This window comes from Vibrio sp. Vb1166, assembly GCF_033338695.1.
GTDB classification, from domain to species: Bacteria; Pseudomonadota; Gammaproteobacteria; order Enterobacterales; family Vibrionaceae; genus Vibrio; species Vibrio alginolyticus.
The window spans coordinates 218,959-237,980 of record NZ_JAWOTE010000001.1; the positions used below are offsets into that span (position 1 = coordinate 218,959).

Below are 19,022 nucleotides of genomic sequence, written 5' to 3' on the forward strand. Positions count from 1 at the left end.
TCAGGAAACGGACTCCGCTTTTTTGATCATGGCAATCGTAAAGTCGTGCTCGGAGTACCCCTCAATCAATCGTGTATTCGGACACAGCAACCGACAATAGCGAAAGACACCTTCTTTATTGTGCGACGCTAACATTTTCATGCTGGGTAGTTTGGATTCATCCAACAAGTTAAACACACAACCTTTCTCTGTCGCTCGGAACATTTTATCAATCATTTCAATGGCATGATTTGGGTTGGTGGATTGATAGTTCAATGATCCGGAAGCAAAAACAAAATCGCAACGAGGCAATACCAACGTTGAAAAGTCGCCACATATAAACTTACTTTGCGTACGAAAATCTCGTTTTCTGGCTTCAGAGATAAATTGTTTTTGCTGATCAATGCCAATATAGCTTTGAGGAAGCCCCCCCGTAAGTTCGATAAACGCTAACAAGTCTCCGTAGCCGCACCCAATATCTAAAATACTTGAACCGTCTAACGTTAACCCTCGACACAACGCCTCAAAACGGCTGATCTGACTATACTTATCTGCCCATCCCAGAGTTCGGGCTCTGTCTTTACCAAACTGTCTATATCGCTTTCGATGATAGTGGGCAATCTTAAGTCTATCGAAAAATTTCATCTTTCTTATGCATAAATCGGCAAACTGCCATTTCCTTTCACTTGTCTAATCGCCAGGTGGGTATGAATATCTTTCACATTTTCTAATCGCTGTAACTTTCTAGTAAATGTTTCATAACCAGCGAGATCTTTACTGACCACCTCTAACAGGTAATCATAGGCCCCTGATACGACATGGCATGAGATCACTTCATCCATCTCAACAACGGCATGTTCAAACTCATCAATCGAAGAAGCTTGGTGGTTATTTAAACTCACTTCAACAAATACAGTCATCGCGATGCCTACAGTGTCTCTGGACACAATAGCTCGATAACCACTTATTACACCTTCCTGCTCCAAACGCTTAATGCGTCTTGCACAAGGTGATGCCGATAGCCCTACTTGGTCAGCAAGTTCTGCAGTTGTCAGAGTGGCATCCTTCTGCATTAGGTTGATAAGTTGCCTGTCAATTTTATCCATTTATTCTTCCGTGCCTTTAATCACTAACAATTAACATTTATACGCAATTTATCACCAACATCAAGCCTAATTACGTCAAACTTTGCCTCCCTTTGGCAAGAGTTTTATTCAACAATTAACACATCATTTACAAATGGACATGTCGATAATGATCTTGGGATACGCAGCTATATTAACGACCTTACTGCTTTGGTCTGGTTTCTTTATTTCTTTAAAAGGGGGCGCAATTTCTGCCTTGCAGCCAGCCGATATCGCGTTAGTTCGCTTTCTCATCCCAAGTATAATTTTATTACCATTTGTGATTAAGCATAAACAGTCGCTGCGCGTCGTGCCTAAACGCTACCTGGTTGGTGTTGTGGTTGGAAGCGGCCTTCCCTATCTTCTGGTCGTCGGAACGGCTATGCATTTCGCTCCCGTGGCGCACGGCAGTGCATTAGTACCTGGCACTTTGCCATTGTTTGTTTCTGCTATCGCGGTACTTTGTTATCAACAGTCGCTGAGTGCTCACCGCTTAATCGGGCTTTCTACGGTGTTGTTAGGGATTTTCGTATTCCTTCTTTCTAATAGCGGCGCAGAGTACAACTGGTCTCAATTACAAGGGCATATCCTGTTTCTAACTGGCAGCATCATGTGGGCTGCTTTCACCATCAGCGCTCGTGTCGCCAATCTTAATGCACACGTCTGTGCAGGATTCGTTGCAATTGCGTCTTTGGCTCTGCTCATCATCGCCGTTGGTTTCGGGTGGGTAGACAGTTATTTGGTGGTAACACCGTTCAGCCAGTGGCCATGGGAGGAGTTATTTGGCCACGCGATGCTACAAGGTGTTGGCGCAGGTTTAATCGCTTCTTTCACTTTCATTTATGCAATTAGGATCATCGGTGCCGAAGCCAGCGCAGCTTTTGGTTCATTAACTCCAGTCGTCGCGACACTTCTTGCCGTTCCAATTTTTGGTGAACAACCAGATTCTCTCACTTGGTTAGCGCTGATGTTGGTCACATGCGGCAGTATTGTGGCAAGCCAAATCTTTATGAAAGGTGGAATGAACCAAACTTATCGCCCACCACTTCACAGATAGCGATGATTTTACAAAAACTTATGCCTTACTATCTTGAATAACAAAATGGCGTTTTGATAGCCTCAGCTTAACTAAAAATTAAAACGCCAATGTGATGCCAGCCACTCATACTATAGATGAACTGCATAGGTTTCTCAAACCGGGAATGAAACTTTCTACTAATTTCGAATTTGGGCCTAAGGATCAATATACGTATTCCACCACCTATCTTGGGATGAAAGAAAATGCTTATTTGATTCTTGATATACCAATGCGTTTGCTTGAAGAGCAAGTGATGAGGAAACTCCCCAACGCCGATGTCATCGTGCGTGGAGTATCAGATACGGAGTTAGGCCATGTCATTGCGTTTAAGTCCAGCGTGCTGACGACGACCGTTCGACCATCCCCCCTTTTGTTTATCCGCATTCCAGGAACATTTGCAACCAAACCAGTTCGGGAACATGAGCGTTACAAGTTGCAAATGGACTGTAACGTTATTCATGCAGGGAATGTCTACGACGGTAGCCTTATCGATTTTTCTCTAGCAGGTGTTGGTATATCAACCTTGATTGAGCCCGAATTCAACGTGGGTGAGAGTGTTACCATCGAATGCCCGTTAAGCCACTATATCGGAGAAGAAAATCGATGTGTCATTGCCAACATTAAGAAATTGGTGAAGGGATGGGTAGTTGGAATTAAGTTTGCCAGTCCCATTGCGATGACTCACGAACTAAAAACAGAGTTACTGGAGCAATCCTTTCTAACCAGTAACGTCTGAACTTACTGCTCGCTAAAGCGCGTCGCCTCAAAGCTGTTGAGTATTCTGTGAACCGTATAGGTCACAAGCAGCGTCGCAACAATAGCAAACAAAATACTGCTCACGCGATACAGCGCACTGAACATTAAGTCACCATCCGGAGTAAGATATTGGCCGAACAAAATGCCTAATGTGGTTAAGCCGCCAAATCCGGCTCCCGAACCGCTAGACTCTTTCACGTGCATATAGCTGAACATCATCGCACCAATCCAAAGCAATGGGACGATAAACAATAAGGTATCCGACCAATCGTATAATACAAGTTGTCCGACAATACCAAAGGTCACCCCCATCAAGGTCCCCATTGCTCTTTTTCGCGCATACCCTAAAGCACCGTTCCAATGCATAGGAAACAATAAAAGTAAGGTTGTCGCCTGAGCAGACATAGAGTCACTGAGGTCAAATAGCTGGAATACAAGGAAAGACATTGTAGCGATACTCGCCCCCATAAGGGCTTCATGACGCATTCGATGACTCTGTTTAGGCTGCGACGGTTTCGCTGGTGGCTGACGAGGTTCCGCATCGGGAATCAAAAATGTCACCACATAAGCAACGATCACTGAAATAACATTCGCTTGCAGGTTGCTAAATATTAGGTCATTTAAGTCAGTGGTTGGATAACTCGCAAAGTGCAGCATGATGCTTAAGCTCAGTACGCTGTTCGCTCCAAATAAGAATAAGCTCCCTTTTGACATACAGGCGAATTTATACAGGAACAACCCGAATGCAATGATTGTCATCATGCCTGGGTGCCCACCAAACAACCCACCAAGCACACCAACTTCTAATCCACACACAACCGCTGAAAAAATCAGTTGTCGTGCGGCATGTAGACTCATGACTGGCACCATTCCAAGTAACAGCATCGGGGTTACAGTAAAGAATACGCCATAGTTCCAACCAAATACTTTACATAAAGTGAAACCAATAGTCGCACCAGTTGCAATGCGCAAACACTGACGGAAGTCGTTTTCCGACATGGGGTGGTCCCATAACTTCATATCGCCTCCTCGTTAATAAATATAATGAAGAAGACTCAAGAATTGGATCTGGCATCTCGCTAACCAGCCAGATAATGCGTTTTCTGGCAACAACTGCACGGTTGCTCGTGCCCCTGCTGGAAATGCACGCTGCTGAGGCTCATCGATAGCTAAATGTAAACGTAAGCGCTGCGCGTCTCTCACCCAACGGTTTGAGTCAGTTGGTGTTGCTAAGCGGCCATCCGCATCGAATTGACCCGAGCTGACCCCGGCATCCACACTCGTAATACGAGCTTCAAATACATCACCAGGTAAGCTATCAAAAGCCACTAACGCACGGCTGTTCTGATTAAAGTGTCGTAAACTCTTTTCACGAAAGTCGGCAATGATATCCACGTCATCGGAGACTAAAGCGACAAGAGGTGTACCAGCTGCCGCATAGGCCCCCGTCTCGAGCTGCAAGTTAGCGACAACGCCATCATGTTCCGCCGAGACTTGAGTGTAAGACAGATTAAGTTCCGCTTGTTTTAGCTGGTTTTGCGCCACGCGGATATTCACATTCGTTGCGCCTAAATCACCGCGGTTTACTTCCAACTCTTTTAAACGAGCACGTGCGGCCAGTAAGTTCGCTTTAGCTGCCGTTGCACTGCTCTGTGCGTCATCGCGCTGCTGTTGCGAAGTACCATTACGGTGAAACAGGGTATTAAGACGTTTTGCTTCGCGAACTTTTTGTTCCGCCACGATTTTGCTCGCTTCAACGTCTGCTTTTGCCGCAGCAATAGAAGCATCAAGTTGTTCGTTGTTTTGAATCACACGTTCAAGGTTAAGTTGAGCCTTTTCTACGGCGAGCTGATAGGACTGGGGATCAATCTGAAATAGTAGATCGCCTTGGCTTATTTCTTGGTTGTTGGCAACATAAAGATGTGTAATCTGCCCACTCACACGGGGGGCCACTTTAGTTACCACACGCGTTGCCATTGCCTGAGGCGTCAACGGCATGGCGAGATCTGCAACTAGAAAATAGGCAAAGACAAGGACAAACGCGACGCAAGAATATTTGATCCAACGTGCGAATTTTTGATCTGGAGTCATAGGCGTTTACTTCTCTTTTAATTCGGTTTTCTGACTTATTCGCTAAGTGAATCAAGCGCATTGTGAGCAATCTGATCAAGAATCAATGAAAGCTGCTGAAGTTCCTGGTCGTTGATGTCCGTTAGGAGCTTGCTTCGAACTTGAAGAATTCGAGCCTCCATTTGCTTTAGTAGGGTTTTCCCCTCTACTGTGAGGCTAACAATGCGTGCTCGCTTATCATGTTCACAGCAATGGCGAGTGATCAGAGATTGCTCTTCTAATAATTTTAATGTTCGCATCAACGACGCTAACTCGATCTCAAGCGCTTCAGCCAAATGCTTCTGACTGATGTTGTCACCCATTCGATAAAGCTTCCATAACGCAGTCCAACGCGGATACGTTAGGTTTAAAGGCTCTAACTCGCGATCTGCAACCATTTTCCACAAACGAGCAACACGAGATAATTTTTCAGCCAGAGAAAGGTCTCGCAAACTGTTGATGTCTTGAATCATAAGATCTACTCAATTACTTAGCGTGCTAAGTAATATAAAATAGTTAGCACGCTAAGTAAATATCTTTTTGTGATTGAAATCACGTTAGGTGTGTCAGTGAAGGGGGAGAAATCTAAGTAACACAACACTATATTTGAATTTGAAATGCAGCGATGTACACAACAAACGTCGAGACCAATAAAGTCTGAAAAGTCTGATTTGTATAAGAGTAAAAGGGTCAGATACAAAAAAGCACAACCCACAGTCATGGTGTTGTGCTTTTCAGATAATGAATAATTGGATTATCCCGTAGTGAGCCAATTCCTTATGTTCGCTCAACTAAGAACCGCTGTTTAAAATCCACAAATGCTTCATGGAGCGCATTTTCTTTGATCGGCTTGAGAAGCACGTAATTCGCACCCGATTCCATAAAGGCGTCACTGGTTTCTTTCGCGGTGTCAGCAGTACACGCATAAATTGGCGTGCCTAGTTTCAGCTTTTGTCGGATCTCTTTGGTCGTTTCAATTCCACCAAGATGCGGAAGTTGGTTGTCCATCAGTATCAAATCGTAAGTATGATCTTTTAAGAATTCCATTGCTTCTAACCCATCTTTCGCCCAATCAACCTGCATTTTGTACTTGTTACAAAACGCTTTTAGAATGAATGCGTTAGTATGGTTATCCTCTACCAACAACACTTTGAGACTCTCTGTAAATAGTTCACCTGGCTTAACTCGCAAACTCGAATCAAGAGGGGTGAGTACTCGCTCACGATCTTTCACTGGCATTGTAATGACAAAAGTCGTTCCTAAGCCTTTCTGACTGCGGACTTGAACATCACCTTCCAGCATGTCGACAAGGCTCTTCACAATGGTCAGCCCTAAGCCACTGCCACCGTATTCTCGAGTCGTTGTTGCTTCTTCTTGAACAAAAGGTTCGAACATTTGGTCGAGTTTGTCAGACTCGATGCCGATACCTGTATCCGTAATTTCCACGACCAGCACGCTATTGTCAGCACCATAGAACTGCTCCAGTTCAGCATGCAAGCGCACGCTACCCGAGGGCGTAAACTTTACTGAGTTACTGACTAGGTTGAATAAAATTTGGTTCAGACGAACTTGGTCAGTAAAGATTTCAACATTGGGATCTATTTTGTTTTCAATGACAAGGTTGACGCCTTTACTTTCACAAATAGGACGATAAATGTTTTCTAACGTTCGAATTGTATCAGTGAAAGAAAACGGGTGCTTTTGGATATTAAACTTACCCTGCTCAATCTTCGAAAAGTCCAAAATATCATTCAAAACAGCAAGTAAGTGCTCACCACTATGTCGAAGTACGTCAATTTGGTTATTCTGCTCTTCTGTTTCCACAGAGTCTTTTAGCAATTGAGCAACCCCTAAAATTCCATTGATTGGCGTTCGGATCTCATGGCTCATTTTAGCCAGAAAGTCGGCACGGGCTTGAGCAGATTTCTCTGCTTCTTTGCGCGCCAAGTTACTCTGTTTTTCCGCCTCAATTAGCGTGGTTATATCCTGACCTTGAACAATAATACCGCTAATATCTCCATCAACTCGAATCGGCGATAAGTTCCAGCGATATACTTTGTCTCCAATTGGCACATTAACGCCTGTCAACGTAGCTCCCTGAGCCGCCATGCGAAGGTGTGGCATCAACTTTTCTTTGAAACCTTTGAACACTGGGTGCATGGTTTCAATATCGTTTTCCATGACTAACTCTTTGCGTGCTGCCGGATTGATTTGGACAAGCACACCCGATTCAGACCACACCATAATAGGAGATAACGCAAAGTTAAACAGGTCGCGGAAAGAGCGCTTTTGTGCTTCAAGCTCTTCAAAAGTGTTTTCTAGTGTCGAACCAATATGATCGAATTCCTCAATATCTGACCCCTCAAAACGCTCAAATCCTTTTTCTTCACGAGCCGAGCGGGTATATGCCATCAGGGATCCTAACTCTTCAACTACTCGATTCTCGATCCATTCTTTAGTCATTAGCGCAATCATGACCATACCGATAACTGAGGCTAGCATTGCTAGCAGGTGTTGGATTTGCAATGTCACCACGCTCTGATTGTCTTGCACAGTAAGCAAGCACAAGTCAGTCTCGGCGGCATTTACCTCAATAGGGGTTTTGATGATCAATAATTGGTCAAGCTTGTGCTGGGACTCTCGTCGTTTGAGTACGTCAAATATTTGATAAGCCTCATCTCCTACTAATGAGCTTGCCAATGGTGTGTTGTTAGCGACCAACACAACATTGTCGACGTTGCCTTCATTTTTTAACCTTTCCATCAACCCAAAGTTATTATCTAAAACAACAACATTGTAAGAGTACCCCATCACTTCACCGGTTTTAGGTTGTAAAACGGGTACGCGACGAAGTAACAGATGGCGAGTTCCCATCGGGGTCTGTGAGGGTAGATAATACCAGTTGTTGCTAAAGGTCACCTGACTGGCAAGTCGGCTAAGTATCAGATTGTTGATGCCATAGAAATGCGCGTTGCCATCGTCCCAAATAATACCTTGATGATCGGTTAGGAAACGAAACTCTGGTGTATGGGAAGGATCACTCTGGTCAATACTCATGAAAAAGTAATTGAGTGCCTCTTCATCACGTTCTGTATAAAAATCCAATACAACATCACTTTTCGAATTGCTGTTGTGATGAATCTGAATCGCTGCAAAATGGCTATCAAAAATGTTCAGGATCAGGGCAGAGGTCTGCTGCTTGGTTCGGTCGACTTCCTGCCAAATAATCTGCTTCGAGAAGTAATAACTCTGAACAAAGATGCCTAGAATGATCGGAGCAAGTACGAGAATAATTATTTTGGTAATAAGCGTCGACAGTGAGCGACGCTTTCTTGTTTTTGATGTAGTTGTCATCAATTATCTGAGTATCTAAATGCACGTTTTCTTAATGCTTCAATTCTTTCTGGAGAGTCCGATTTGGTAACGACTTCAAAATCACCAGAGTAAACGGTGGGAACTGGCTTTCCTTCTAAATCCCACTTAATGGCCTCAGCCATTGCAATACCTGTATCATCGTTCATACGCATAACGGTAACGTCTAACTCCCCTTTAGAAAGCGCCTCTAACTCTGCTGAACCGCCGCCCCAACCATTGATCATGACATCATCACGACCTAACTCTTTAAGAGCGTCAACAGCACCTAATGCTACATCGGTAGAACACGCGTAAATGAAATCAACGTCCGGATACTTCTCCAAACTGGCTTTTGCAGCTTCATACCCAGATTGCTTTGTTGCTTTGGTGTAGTAAGCAGATTGTAGTTTAAATTGATTATCGCGGTTCACTTGGTTGATAAAAGTGTTGCCTCTGATGTCACTAATGTAGCCCTCTGAGAAGTAGAGAACACTATAGTGGCTATGTTTAGGGAAACGCTTGCCAAACTCAACGGCCAATTCACGACTTCCTTCTGCGTGGTCGAAACCAACATAAAGAAACGGCTGATGATGTTCCCAATCCCTAACAGGTGTGGTGATATTTTGTAAAATTAACTTGGTTTTCTTTGAATCTAAGACATGCTCAACAAACTTACGATGTCTTGTGGTATCTAGAGTAAAGATCAAGTAATCGGAGTTGCTTTTCAGCGCCTCCATTAAAGACAAACTTTGCTGCTTTATATCTGCATTAGGACGAGTAAACACTTGATTTAGTTGATAGTCGATATCAAGCTTATCTAGGCGTTTTTCAAACGCATCGATGTTTCGAATCCAATAATCAGAGATCTGCTGCCCTGGATAAACAACAGAAATTTTCAGTGGACGCTTTTTGTCTTTTGCTACGGGTACAGGGGTTTCTCTTACCACTTCAGCCAACGCACTAGTTAACTGCTTCTGTTGTGGAAACTGGTCTAAAAACTCTTGATATGCCCAATACCCATTAAGAACTTGGGTGGCCTGCACATTCGGCGCAAAAGCGGCCATTGAAATCAGGGAGAATACTAACGCTTTTTTCATCTACTGCTCTTTTAGCTTTTTTATGAGCCTAATTCAGCTCTATTCATTACCTAGCCGAGTCATCCTATACTCTTGTAATCTACCTTCCTCTTAGTGCCTGTTTCAATAGTAAATTGGTTCTTGGTCTGAGTGGATGCAAATAAAGTACATTGAGTCGCTTCCTTTGTCTCGATAACGTAGAGACATTTCGCGCTTTTCATATTCAGGACCTTTAAACAGAACACCAGCCCATTATGCGTCAGTTTATTCCTACATGGTACTCCAAAAACAAAAAGAAACCGCCAATGTGACATAGGCGGTTTCCGTGTATCTTTGCGTAGCAAGGGCTTGTCAGAGTGCCACTATCTCTAACATCATTTGTTGATGTTCGTCGACGACAATATTTGCTTTTGACATAACGAGCAGCTCTTTTTTCGCTTTAGTTAGTTGCTTAATATAGTACTCTGCTCGCATGGCAAGCGTCTTTGAGTCAAAATCCGATGACCATTCCAATACCAAAGGGCCTTTTCCCTTCAAAGCTTTCGCTCCTTTTCCGGTTTGGTGCTGATTGAATCTTCGTTCAACATCATTGGTAACACCACAATACAACGCGTTGCGGTTATTTCGTATCAGGTAGACACTCCAACGCTGCGTTGTATTTTCCATCATGAAAGCAGTGACTCAACCTTAGCTTTTAATTCATCCAGCTCTTCTTTCAGCTGAGCGACTTCGAGCTCTAGCTGACTTACTCGATCGGAGCTCGAGCTTGCAGCAGACACAGGCGCTGCAAGTTCGGACGCATCAACATCACCACAGAACAAATGCATATAACGCGACTCCCGCTTACCAGCCTCACGTGGTAATTTGACCACTAATGGTCCTTTCTCTTCGCTTGCTAAATGCTCAAGGACCGTTTCCACTTCTTTTACATCATGAAATGTCGCGAGACGATTAGTACGAGTACGAATTTCCCCAGGTGTTTGAGCACCGCGCAAAAGCATACAGCATACAATGCCCTTCTCCTGCTCTGTCAGCTTTAAATCACCAAATTCCGTATTACAGAAACGGTGTTGATACTTGCTGACGCGGCTGTTGAACGCACTTTCGTCACTGACGAGCCTGCGCTCAATAAGAGCATCAACGGCATCGAGAACGTCTGACTCAGAGAGTGACATCACGGGATCACGGTTGCTTTTTTGATTACACGCGTTGGTTAATGCGTTTAGGCTGAGGGGGTAAAGGTCTGGGGTAGTGACTTCTTTTTCGATCAAGCAACCAATAACTCGTGCTTCAATTGCCGTTAGCTCAACTTTCATAATGCATTTCCTTATTATTTTTGCATTTGACTTTGTACCTAAATCGCTTCGAAATCATACGCCATAAATTCACACAGCAGTGCAAGAAGCGTTAGCGGTTCAGGTGTTGGTGTCAGGCTAAAGCATAGCGTAAGACCTGACACCCCTTACGAATAGGGTCAGGTATCAATGCTCCGAGAGAATCGGCACTCTCGTCAAATTGCCATCTTGGTCGACCATCATTATTTTTGAACGATTAAGCTCAACTTCGATGATTTCGAGTTGCTCGCGAGCGTTGATATACGCCGTTTTTAACTTTTCAGCCACAGAGCGAGTGACTTGCTCATTATCTTGACTATTTACTTGCTCCGCAGTGTTACCAGAGTCCATATCAAGTTCATCATTTTGCATTCAATGGTGTTGATAATATAGTGAAGGCCACGTTATGACAATGAATCGATGGATTCTACAATGTTGGCCAAAACTCGAAGAAAGCAGCACGATTATATGGACACAACGCAATTGGTTGAGAAACGTTCAACTCTGCATTGCTATTGATCTAAAGACTGTTATGCCACTGGATGTTGTGCTTTAATCGAGGAAGATATTCATAAAATTAGGAAAGAGAACTATGAGTAGCGTATTTGAAATCGTTAACCAAGCTCGTCGTAAAAACAAACTAAAACGTGAGCTTCTTGATAACGAGAAGAAAGTTCGTGATAACCGTAAACGTGTTGATCTTCTAGAAAACCTTCTAGACTACATCAAACCAGAAATGACTCACGATGAAATCGTCGCAATCATCAAAAATATGAAAGCAGACTATGAAGATCGTGTTGATGACCACATCATTAAAAGCGCTGAGATCTCTAAAGCACGTCGTGACATCAGCCGTCGCATTCGTGAGCTGACTGAAGAAGACAAGCAAACTAGCGGCAAAAAATAAACGCGTAAGCTAGATTTTCGAACCCCGAGCAAGAATATCTTCCTCGGGGTTTATTTTTGTCTCTAAACTAACCGCCGTGTACAATCAATCTAACTCTTATTCCTAACGCATTCAGCTTTCTATGTCTTCAACTACGACAAGTACACAACCAACGCTTGCAAAACAATTATTTACGATGACCTGGCCAATGCTTTTTGGCGTTCTGTCTTTAATGAGCTTTCAGCTTGTGGATAGCGCGTTTATCGGTCAGCTCGGCGTTTTACCGTTAGCCGCTCAAGGTTTCACTCTGCCTTTGCAAATGGTCATTATCGGCATTCAAGTCGGTCTAGGGATCGCAACGACAGCGGTCATTTCTAAAGCTCTTGGGGCGAATGAAAGTCGGTATGCCAAACAACTGGGCGGATTAGTATTGATGATCGGCTCAATTGGTGTCGCTATTTTTGGCGGGCTAATTTGGCTTTTGCGCTACCCCATTTTAGCTCTATTAAGCGCTCCAGAATCTGTTATGCCGATAATCGACAGTTACTGGCCTTGGTGGTTATTAAGCTCATGGACTGGTGCGGTTTTGTATTTTTATTACAGTATCTGCCGAGCTAATGGCAATACAATGTTACCTGGCACAATGATGATGATAACCAGCGGCGTGAACCTTGTGCTCGATCCGCTATTTATTTTCACATTTGACTTGGGTATTAACGGAGCGGCAATAGCAACCATCGTCGCTTTTGGGTTTGGTATTTTAGTCGTCGCTCCTCGCGTGAAAAAGAATCACTGGGCAACGACACAATGGCAAGATCTTAACGTAGCCAAAAGTGTTGCATCTATCGGTAACATTATGGGCCCTGCGATGATTAGCCAACTGCTGCCACCGTTGTCTTCCATGCTAGCAACAAAATTATTGGCGAGCTTTGGAACCGCAGCAGTCGCCGCTTGGGCGCTTGGTTCACGCTATGAGTTCTTTGCTATCGTTTCGGTCTTGGCGCTGACAATGTCTATGCCTCCAATGGTTGGACGCTTACTTGGAGCAAAGAACTATGAAGATATCCAAAGGCTCGTCAGTATTGCCGTAAAATTCATTCTAGGTTTCCAACTTTTGATTGCTGCCATTACATTTGCCGTCGCAAACCCACTCGCATTATTGATGACAAGTGATGTGCAAGTGGAGCAAGTCTTGGAAATGCATTTACTGATAGTGCCGATCAGTTTGGGTTCATTAGGGGTTTGTATGCTAATGGTTTCTCTTTGTAATGCATTAGGCAAATCTTACACCGCGCTCACTATTTCAGCGCTGCGCTTGTTTGTCTTTTTCCTACCGTGCTTGTGGGTTGGCACTCAAATGGATGGAATCCGAGGTTTACTCTTAGGCGCTTGTATCGGCAACCTGTTAGCTGGTGTTTCCGCATACCTAACCTATCGCCAAACCATACGCAAACTCGCAGGCGCTCAAGCCAACGCACAACAATGAATAATCAGAACTAAGCCCCTGAAGTGGGGCTTTATCGTTTTGACGCCTTGTCTAAGTTGAAATGTTAGCTAGGCGAGTTTTAATTCACTAAAGAGCTCAAATAACTGGTTCGATTTATACGGCTTAGGTAAATAAGCATCCATGCCTGCCGCAAAACAGTTGTGGATGTCTTCTTCCAAAACACTCGCAGTGAGTGCGATAATCATCGTTTTTTCACGTCCTGCTTTCTTTTCCCAACGACGAATTTCTTTCGTCGCGGTCAGTCCATCCATCACGGGCATCATGCAGTCCATTAAAATTGCATCGAATTCTTCTCCCTTTGTGATGGCTTCTAACGCTTCTTGGCCGTTGCTTGTTATCAAATAGTCATAACCTGCTTTATCCAGAAAAAAACTCGCTATTTTCTGGTTCATCAAATTATCCTCCGCAATTAAGATCCTCCGATGAGAGCGCGACGCTCGATATTCAGAGCTGACAACATTATTGGTGACATTGTCACTTGATATAGTCTTTTCAACCTTAGCTAAATCATCAATGACATGCTTAAATCGATTGCCAAGGAAAGGTAATGTGAGTACGGCATGTACTTTTTCTGCATTTTCGTAGGGAGTGGATAAATGATGCTGGCAAATAATCACACGGCGAAGATCGTAATTAAATGATAGATTATCCAAAACTTCATCGGTATTAGCGTCGTTACTGTGGCACAGAAATATGACATCAAAGTCATCATTTATCGCTTGCACTTCATTCACATTATTAACGCCAAAGAGATTGATTTTCGCTAAGCGACACTCTTTTAATATTTGGTCGGCGTAGTCGTAATTTGAGCAGATCAAAAGCCCTTTATTAATCACCTCCGAACGCCAGCCAAACACCGGAATTGCTTCAACCTCAATCGAGAATTCAAAGCATGTGCCCACTCCTTTTGTAGATGTTGCTACGAGCTTGCCCCCCATCATCGACACAAGCTGACAACAAATTGCCAAACCCAACCCTGTACCGCCAAATTGCCTCGACACTCCTTCATCTTCCTGAGTAAAGGGTTCAAAAATCGTGGTTAACTTATCTTGATCAATGCCTATTCCGGTATCTTCTACTTTAAACGTCAGCACTCCACGTTCTTTCTCAAGTAACTCTTCATAACTAACATCAACGCATACATGCCCACTTTCGGTAAACTTAACCGCATTCGATACCAGATTCGTAACTACCTGTTTGACACGATGATCATCGACCATCACGCGAATGGGGATATTTTCAGCTAAATTAATACCTAACTTTAGCTGTTTAGATGTTGCTTTGGATTGGAATAAAATCATCGACTGATACACGACTTCTCGGATATCCGCTTCTATTAGTGACAGCTCCAATCGTCCAGACTCGATTTTAGAGAGATCCAATATATCGTTAAGTAAAGTAAGCAGTGTTTGAGATGAGGAGTCAATGTCATCAACAACTTCTTGTTGATGCGAAGACAACTCACTTTGAGAGAGTATTTCTGTCATGCCCATGATCCCGTTAAGGGGCGTGCGTATTTCATGTGACATGTTGGCAAGAAACACAGATTTTGCACGATTAGCCGATACTGCTGACTCTTTTGCATGCAGTATTTCTTCAGTTTGTCTCTGCATTTCTTCAACCACTCGATTCACTTGCTGAGCAAAAATGGTCAGTTCATCACTTCCATCAACTTTGACTTTTGTTTGCTTCTCTTCGGAGTTGATCAACGCGTTTAAAGTATGAATGATCGCATCGAGTTTGCTGTTAACTCGGAACCAAGTACTAAATCCGAGCCAACAAAGCAGGATAACCACTAAGGCGACGCCAAAACTGATCATCGCTATATTGGCCTTTTGTTCATGAACCTGCGTGAGAAGCGACTGCTCAGTTTGTTTGGTGAACCCATCAATGAGCACTTGTAAGCGCTGCACACGAAAATCGAGTTCTTTTAAATACGCGGCGTAGTCACTTTGTGACATGTCTCCTGACATTAATTGTCCGCGAGACGCCAAGTTTCTCTGATATCTCGGCGAAGTAAACAAGCCAAGCAATTTATCCACTTGCTCGTATGACCCACCTAAGTTTAAAAACGCATCCAAATTTTGCTGCTGTCGGTCAATCGCCTGATAAAACATACTTTGACTTAGCCGACTCTTAGGGTCTTGGACTAAACGGTTCGTCAGCCAAGCTTCTTTCTGTGTCCAAAAAGAGAGCTGAGCAAGGTAGGCAATAAAATTTTGCATGCGAATGCCGTCGTCACTGCCATACCATTGATGATTTTGCAACAAAGAGCGCGACATATTTTGGAGCTGTTGAAATGCCCAATCACCCAGGTCGTCCATCTCACTCAATCTACCTGACAATACCCCCAGCATGGCTTCTTTCAGTTCATCAGCATACTCAGCAGTATTAGGGTTACTCACAAACTTTTGATGCAAAGAAGAAATAACTTCACCTTGTTCTTCAATATTAATGGCTGCAGAGACTTGAAGATCAGGCTGTCGGCGTACTTTCTCTATGGAGTAAATAAAGTGGGAGGCCTTGGATATCAATTGGAAACCTTGAATATTGCTAACCGTTTGATTGAGACGGCTCACGCGCAACGCATTATCAGAAAACTGCTGAACTGCAAACACCACTATTACCACAGCGGGTAATAGTGCGAGGAGTGCTAAGCGTGTTTTTATTGATAATCTCAACATCCATCAGCCTAATGGTTGATTTCATCCGTTTATTTAATATTAGACTAGTTTCTTGCATTGAAAGGCATATACGACATTGTTACTTTCAAACAACATTCACCTACCTAGATTATGGTTATTGTGAGTGTTTTATCATCGGCTAATGAAGTGGCAATTGTGATTCAAGTCATATTTTTTGATCTTAAAGTTGGATGCAAACAATAAAGTTTCACTCACAACTAAGAGTCGCATCACTTTTCAGGAAATCATCTATTGTATGTTTACCTATTGAGTTGCCTTATCGAGTCAAATCACACAAAAATGCAAAATATCCATTTTTGTCAACAAAACTAATTTGAAAGCAAACGTTATCATCGCAAAAAAAGTAAGTTACTTTCTAAATGTCAATACGTGAAAACCACTGCTTTAGTCACATTAATCCACCACTAACGTCCCCTTAAGTAGTGTTTTACACTGGATTTAATTTTCCTAGCAGAATAAGGACTCCGACCTTAGAATCCGCACACATAACTATTACAACCCGATTACATAACCCACCACACTCTTGCACGCTGCCGAAGAGGCAACAGCAGAGAGTATGGTTAGCCCCCAAAACGTGAAAGGTCTAATACAACAATGAGTCCAGAGAAATATCTCCAAGACTGGCAAACTAGCCAAACGATTGCTGAATCTATTTCCCCTCTAATTGGTAAGCTATATCGTCAAAAAGGAATCGAAGTGGTTCTGTTTGGTAAAACGCTTATTAATGCTACTACTATAGACATTCTCAAAACTCATCGCGTTGCAAGACGTTATACCGGTAACCCACTTTCGCTTGAGCACACGATGCCTATTATTCAAGCGCTTTGTGAAATGAGCATTTCTTCATGCCGTGTCGATGTTGGCCAATTGGCAACTATGTACTGGAATGAACATGACGATACAAGCTCTCTAAACGATTTCCTTATCACTGCACTTGATGGTGCTCGCGACGCAGATTCTTCATTGAAAGCGCGTGATGTGGTTCTTTACGGGTTCGGTCGCATTGGTCGACTACTTACTCGCCTTCTCATTGAGAAAAGTGGTCCAGGTTACCCACTAAGACTACGTGCGATTGTGGTTCGTGGCGGTAAAAAAGGCGATTTGGAGAAGCGTGCTAGCTTGCTGCGTCGTGACTCAGTTCACGGTCAGTTCAACGGTAGCATTGTTATCGATGAAGAGCGTAAAGCACTGATCGTTAACGGCAACTACATCCAAATCATCTACGCAAATAACCCAAGCGAAGTGGATTACTCAGCTTTCGGTATCAATAACGCGCTAGTTGTTGATAACACAGGTGTTTGGCGTGATTCTGAAGGCCTGAGCCAACACTTAGCGTGTAAAGGCGCAGAGAAAGTACTGCTAACAGCACCAGGTAAAGGTGACATCAAAAACGTTGTATTCGGTGTAAATGAGTCGGTAATTAAAGAAGATGACACCATCATCTCTGCGGCAAGCTGTACAACAAATGCAATCACGCCAGTCCTTAAGGCTCTGAACGATAAATATGGTGTTCTTTCTGGCCATATTGAAACCGTGCACTCATACACAAACGACCAAAATTTGATCGACAACTTCCACTCTGGTGACCGTCGCGGACGTAGTGCTTCACTAAACATGGTTCTGACTTCAACAGGTGCGGCAAAAGCAGTTGCTAAAGCATTGCCAGAGCTTGCAGGCAAGCTAACAGGCAACGCGATTCGCGTACCGACACCAAACGTTTCTATGGCAGTCGCTAATCTAAACTTAGGTGAAGACGTAGACCGTGATTCACTGAACGATTACTTGCGTGAAATGGCGTTGAACTCTGAGCTTTCGGCACAAATTGACTACACCGATTCAACAGAAATTGTATCAACTGACTTAGTTGGTTCTCGTCATGCAGGCGTCGTAGATGGTCAAGCGACTATCGCACAAGACAAGCGTTGTGTACTTTACATCTGGTACGACAACGAATTCGGTTACAGCTGCCAAGTTGTGCACTGTATGGAACAAATGATGGGTGTTCGTTACCAAACATTCCCTCGATAGGTGAACTTTGCTCCACAACGTTAACCACATAGCGTAGCGGACAATATCTCATATTTGTTCTAAATAATAAGCGCCATGCGCATTACTAATATTTTTCCCCGTTTATACGCCTGATCACCCTCAGGCGTTTTTTCGTTTCATTCATTTGACACTCTCCGGACAAAGTGAACGTCAGCATTCATGTTTTGTTCATGTTCACAGCATTAATCTGAGCACATAAATTACAGAGAGGTCATGATTATGAATCGGATTATTGTAACTGCACTAGCACTGATTACCGGCTTTTTTACGTTAGTATTTAGCTTGATCATTGCGATTCCGTTGACCATCGCAGCATTAATTACCGGCAAGCGTATTGAAAATCGCGTCAAGAAAATGCAGAGAGAAATGCACGAAGAATATGAATTTAATACAGGTAAAGCAGATGCGATTGAAGGTGAATTTGAAGAGGTTCGCCGGTAAGTAAATAAGATTTAGATGAGTTTCTCTCCCCCGACCGCTCCTGAGAAACTTCTTGCTTTCACCCTGTCCTTAAAATGGCAGGGTGCTTTTTTGAAAAGCACAATATTGAATAAGCACCTAGCGTTTTATTGCTTTATCTTTTTGTTGTAGGAGGCTGTGTAACCAGCCTCCCATAAATCACCATCGACACCAGAGTATGGGTTGGATTCTTTCGGAGCGCCGCTTAGGCAAGCATCTTTGCCTTCCTTCTTAATTTCATCGATGTGATTTAAAACAAAGTCAAAGTGTTTAGGATCAGCCTTTTGTAGTAACCCGTACAAAAGGCCAAAGCCAAGCATCGTAAATACAAACAGTTCAAAAAACACCCAAATGCTCTTTGTTGAAAAGAATATCCAGGCAACGCTGCAAACACTGGTCAAAATTACTACTAGAGCTAAATCTACTATTCTTTGCATATTGCTCTCACCTTCTAAACGGTCATGAAGTCTCTACCCCTTTCATAGGGTAAGTAAGAGGAAAGTCCGTTTTTATCCAATAAAGCACTCTCGACTTAATATGCGACACTGTTAGTATTAACGTTAAGTGGCTATCGTTCTCATTATAACAATGCGTTGGAAAGTAGCT

The 19,022-nt window shown here is 43.3% G+C and carries 18 protein-coding genes; 6 read left to right on the forward strand and 12 right to left on the reverse strand.

The window, feature by feature from the left end:
• Positions 1–624 carry a class I SAM-dependent methyltransferase gene (locus tag R7E51_RS00845; RefSeq protein WP_017819884.1) on the reverse strand — a complete coding sequence of 208 codons (624 nt, stop codon included), beginning with the start codon at positions 622–624 and terminating at the stop codon, positions 1–3.
• A gap of 5 nt (positions 625–629) precedes the next feature.
• On the reverse strand, positions 630–1,085 hold the full coding sequence (locus R7E51_RS00850) for an Lrp/AsnC family transcriptional regulator (protein ID WP_005373581.1): 456 nt from the start codon (positions 1,083–1,085) through the stop codon (positions 630–632).
• 148 nt (positions 1,086–1,233) lie between these two features.
• Here R7E51_RS00850 and R7E51_RS00855 point away from each other — a divergent pair, with 148 nt between their 5' ends.
• Together R7E51_RS00855 and R7E51_RS00860 are read left to right on the forward strand one after the other, a co-directional pair.
• Positions 1,234–2,160 carry a DMT family transporter gene (locus R7E51_RS00855; RefSeq protein WP_053307237.1) on the forward strand — a complete coding sequence of 309 codons (927 nt, stop codon included), beginning with the start codon at positions 1,234–1,236 and terminating at the stop codon, positions 2,158–2,160.
• A gap of 94 nt (positions 2,161–2,254) precedes the next feature.
• On the forward strand, positions 2,255–2,917 hold the full coding sequence (locus tag R7E51_RS00860; RefSeq protein WP_206957497.1) for a flagellar brake protein: 663 nt from the start codon (positions 2,255–2,257) through the stop codon (positions 2,915–2,917).
• Positions 2,918–2,919: 2 nt separating this feature from the next.
• Here the strand turns inward: R7E51_RS00860 and R7E51_RS00865 are convergent, their stop codons facing one another.
• From R7E51_RS00865 to R7E51_RS00900, 8 genes are all read right to left on the reverse strand, one after another.
• The gene (locus tag R7E51_RS00865) at positions 2,920–3,957 is read right to left on the reverse strand and encodes a DUF2955 domain-containing protein (RefSeq protein WP_017635179.1); all 1,038 of its coding nucleotides are present in this window, start codon (positions 3,955–3,957) and stop codon (positions 2,920–2,922) included.
• A 12-nt stretch (positions 3,958–3,969) separates the two neighbouring features.
• Complete coding sequence (locus tag R7E51_RS00870) at positions 3,970–5,028, reverse strand: HlyD family secretion protein (RefSeq protein ID WP_005385639.1); 1,059 nt, start codon at positions 5,026–5,028, stop codon at positions 3,970–3,972.
• Positions 5,029–5,063: 35 nt separating this feature from the next.
• Positions 5,064–5,519 carry a transcriptional regulator SlyA gene (slyA, locus tag R7E51_RS00875; RefSeq protein ID WP_005385638.1) on the reverse strand — a complete coding sequence of 152 codons (456 nt, stop codon included), beginning with the start codon at positions 5,517–5,519 and terminating at the stop codon, positions 5,064–5,066.
• A gap of 304 nt (positions 5,520–5,823) precedes the next feature.
• A complete protein-coding gene (gene luxQ / locus R7E51_RS00880; RefSeq protein ID WP_167416149.1) occupies positions 5,824–8,400 on the reverse strand; it encodes a quorum-sensing autoinducer 2 sensor kinase/phosphatase LuxQ in 2,577 nt (858 codons plus the stop codon).
• Positions 8,400–9,497: an autoinducer 2-binding periplasmic protein LuxP gene (locus R7E51_RS00885; protein ID WP_104976231.1), complete on the reverse strand. Its 1,098-nt coding sequence runs from the start codon at positions 9,495–9,497 to the stop codon at positions 8,400–8,402. The genes luxQ and R7E51_RS00885 overlap by 1 nt, the downstream gene beginning before the upstream one ends.
• Before the next feature lie 330 nt (positions 9,498–9,827).
• On the reverse strand, positions 9,828–10,145 hold the full coding sequence (locus R7E51_RS00890) for a GIY-YIG nuclease family protein (RefSeq protein ID WP_005373593.1): 318 nt from the start codon (positions 10,143–10,145) through the stop codon (positions 9,828–9,830).
• Positions 10,142–10,792, reverse strand: coding sequence for a YceH family protein (locus tag R7E51_RS00895; protein ID WP_005373594.1), 651 nt, complete (start codon positions 10,790–10,792; stop codon positions 10,142–10,144). Before R7E51_RS00895 ends, R7E51_RS00890 begins: the two co-directional genes overlap by 4 nt.
• 165 nt (positions 10,793–10,957) lie before the next feature.
• Positions 10,958–11,161 carry a hypothetical protein gene (locus R7E51_RS00900; protein ID WP_031777159.1) on the reverse strand — a complete coding sequence of 68 codons (204 nt, stop codon included), beginning with the start codon at positions 11,159–11,161 and terminating at the stop codon, positions 10,958–10,960.
• Positions 11,162–11,402: 241 nt separating this feature from the next.
• Between R7E51_RS00900 and R7E51_RS00905 the strand changes: the two genes are divergently transcribed.
• Both R7E51_RS00905 and R7E51_RS00910 read left to right on the forward strand, forming a co-directional pair.
• A complete protein-coding gene (locus tag R7E51_RS00905) occupies positions 11,403–11,717 on the forward strand; it encodes a DUF496 family protein (RefSeq protein ID WP_005373603.1) in 315 nt (104 codons plus the stop codon).
• A 121-nt stretch (positions 11,718–11,838) separates the two neighbouring features.
• Positions 11,839–13,182 carry an MATE family efflux transporter gene (locus R7E51_RS00910; protein WP_206957477.1) on the forward strand — a complete coding sequence of 448 codons (1,344 nt, stop codon included), beginning with the start codon at positions 11,839–11,841 and terminating at the stop codon, positions 13,180–13,182.
• Between the two features lie 68 nt (positions 13,183–13,250).
• Here the strand turns inward: R7E51_RS00910 and R7E51_RS00915 are convergent, their stop codons facing one another.
• A complete protein-coding gene (locus tag R7E51_RS00915; protein ID WP_167416150.1) occupies positions 13,251–15,887 on the reverse strand; it encodes a hybrid sensor histidine kinase/response regulator in 2,637 nt (878 codons plus the stop codon).
• 615 nt (positions 15,888–16,502) lie between these two features.
• Here R7E51_RS00915 and R7E51_RS00920 point away from each other — a divergent pair.
• Entirely contained in the window at positions 16,503–17,936 is a 1,434-nt protein-coding gene (locus R7E51_RS00920; RefSeq protein WP_025767937.1) for a glyceraldehyde-3-phosphate dehydrogenase, read from the forward strand.
• A 240-nt stretch (positions 17,937–18,176) separates the two neighbouring features.
• On the forward strand, positions 18,177–18,398 hold the full coding sequence (locus tag R7E51_RS00925; protein ID WP_021035939.1) for a hypothetical protein: 222 nt from the start codon (positions 18,177–18,179) through the stop codon (positions 18,396–18,398).
• A 125-nt stretch (positions 18,399–18,523) separates the two neighbouring features.
• Here the strand turns inward: R7E51_RS00925 and R7E51_RS00930 are convergent, their stop codons facing one another.
• The gene (locus R7E51_RS00930; RefSeq protein WP_169628906.1) at positions 18,524–18,853 is read right to left on the reverse strand and encodes a hypothetical protein; all 330 of its coding nucleotides are present in this window, start codon (positions 18,851–18,853) and stop codon (positions 18,524–18,526) included.
• Between the last annotated feature and the right edge of the window lie 169 nt (positions 18,854–19,022).

Coding starts and splice junctions, on each gene's coding strand:
- luxQ (WP_167416149.1), bottom strand. CDS start 8,400: ATGACAACTACATCAAAAACAAGAAAGCGTCGCTCACTGTCGACGCTT.
- slyA (WP_005385638.1), bottom strand. CDS start 5,519: ATGATTCAAGACATCAACAGTTTGCGAGACCTTTCTCTGGCTGAAAAA.
- R7E51_RS00870 (WP_005385639.1), bottom strand. CDS start 5,028: ATGACTCCAGATCAAAAATTCGCACGTTGGATCAAATATTCTTGCGTC.
- R7E51_RS00910 (WP_206957477.1), top strand. CDS start 11,839: ATGTCTTCAACTACGACAAGTACACAACCAACGCTTGCAAAACAATTA.
- R7E51_RS00900 (WP_031777159.1), bottom strand. CDS start 11,161: ATGGACTCTGGTAACACTGCGGAGCAAGTAAATAGTCAAGATAATGAG.
- R7E51_RS00885 (WP_104976231.1), bottom strand. CDS start 9,497: ATGAAAAAAGCGTTAGTATTCTCCCTGATTTCAATGGCCGCTTTTGCG.
- R7E51_RS00890 (WP_005373593.1), bottom strand. CDS start 10,145: ATGATGGAAAATACAACGCAGCGTTGGAGTGTCTACCTGATACGAAAT.
- R7E51_RS00920 (WP_025767937.1), top strand. CDS start 16,503: ATGAGTCCAGAGAAATATCTCCAAGACTGGCAAACTAGCCAAACGATT.
- R7E51_RS00865 (WP_017635179.1), bottom strand. CDS start 3,957: ATGAAGTTATGGGACCACCCCATGTCGGAAAACGACTTCCGTCAGTGT.
- R7E51_RS00925 (WP_021035939.1), top strand. CDS start 18,177: ATGAATCGGATTATTGTAACTGCACTAGCACTGATTACCGGCTTTTTT.
- R7E51_RS00855 (WP_053307237.1), top strand. CDS start 1,234: ATGATCTTGGGATACGCAGCTATATTAACGACCTTACTGCTTTGGTCT.
- R7E51_RS00845 (WP_017819884.1), bottom strand. CDS start 624: ATGAAATTTTTCGATAGACTTAAGATTGCCCACTATCATCGAAAGCGA.
- R7E51_RS00895 (WP_005373594.1), bottom strand. CDS start 10,792: ATGAAAGTTGAGCTAACGGCAATTGAAGCACGAGTTATTGGTTGCTTG.
- R7E51_RS00915 (WP_167416150.1), bottom strand. CDS start 15,887: ATGTTGAGATTATCAATAAAAACACGCTTAGCACTCCTCGCACTATTA.
- R7E51_RS00850 (WP_005373581.1), bottom strand. CDS start 1,085: ATGGATAAAATTGACAGGCAACTTATCAACCTAATGCAGAAGGATGCC.
- R7E51_RS00930 (WP_169628906.1), bottom strand. CDS start 18,853: ATGCAAAGAATAGTAGATTTAGCTCTAGTAGTAATTTTGACCAGTGTT.
- R7E51_RS00905 (WP_005373603.1), top strand. CDS start 11,403: ATGAGTAGCGTATTTGAAATCGTTAACCAAGCTCGTCGTAAAAACAAA.
- R7E51_RS00860 (WP_206957497.1), top strand. CDS start 2,255: ATGCCAGCCACTCATACTATAGATGAACTGCATAGGTTTCTCAAACCG.